The organism is Rufibacter sp. XAAS-G3-1 (assembly GCF_013623775.1).
Taxonomy (GTDB): domain Bacteria; phylum Bacteroidota; class Bacteroidia; order Cytophagales; family Hymenobacteraceae; genus Nibribacter.
Map to the genome: position 1 here is coordinate 1 of NZ_JABFAM010000042.1, position 989 is coordinate 989.

The 989-nt window shown below is 31.9% G+C and carries 1 protein-coding gene; it reads left to right on the plus strand.

Annotated features, from left to right (window positions below; all coding sequences use genetic code 11):
- Positions 1–105 precede the first annotated feature (105 nt).
- A complete protein-coding gene (locus HHO50_RS20900; RefSeq protein WP_181309088.1) occupies positions 106–801 on the plus strand; it encodes a hypothetical protein in 696 nt (231 codons plus the stop codon).
- Positions 802–989 lie beyond the last annotated feature (188 nt).

The window sequence follows — 989 nt, forward strand, 5'->3', positions numbered from 1 at the left end:
GAGAAATAGAATAACACCACCCAACACTGTATAAACATCAAGCCACGGCCGACGGCCTAGCTCGTTGTTTATACTAACCGTTGTGTGGTATTTAAAAAATAAAAAATGATTAGTAAATTTTATATTCAGCACACATATCAAGAAGAAAAACAGAAAGTACTGAAATTTGAGGATATTAAATTTTCCCAAAGAAGGGATAGCCATCCCATGGATACTTGGAGGCCACAATTTGATAGCTTGTACTTACAAAATTGTTTTTTAATAAAAGAACCAGCTTTAAAAAGTGACGGAGATAAGCTTGATTTTTCCAATAGAGAAACTAGATTCTTTATCATTGAACCAATGTATGAAATAATCAATGGGGAAATAATTAAGTTTTTAAAAATCTCTTTGATTGAGGGAGAAAAGCAGCTTACGAATTTCTTAGAGCACTTACATAATATTATTGTAGATAGTATTACATATTACTCTGAAGGTATAGTTTGGATTAAAGCTATCGAACTTTTAATTAGGCATTTCTTAGAATCAGAATTAATTACAAACACTAAATTTAAAAATACGATATATAAAAGATTTGATTTTGAAGATATTATTGCAGAAAGACTCAGAAAAAACCATGTAAAGGTTGATTCAACCTTAGAAAGCTTAAGGAAAGTTTTAATGCCTGAGAAATATGTAGAGCCTATTTATGTTTATACTGAAGAAGAGAGCTATGATACTGGTTATAGTCAGAGTGAATTAAATGATATGTATCGTGCAGCGTATGAAGATGATGAATTTAATTTATGGAACAATGACTAAAATTTCAAAAGCTAGTTATTTAAATATTTTAAAGAAAAACACCACACAACATTGTGCAAACAACATGCTACGGCCGACGGCCTAGCACGCTGTTTGCACGAGAACGTTAGCCAAAATTTAAAACATGAAGAGCCGCTCTGTCGGATTTTTAGAAAAAGAATCAGCCCGAATAGCAGAAGCGGAAAAAT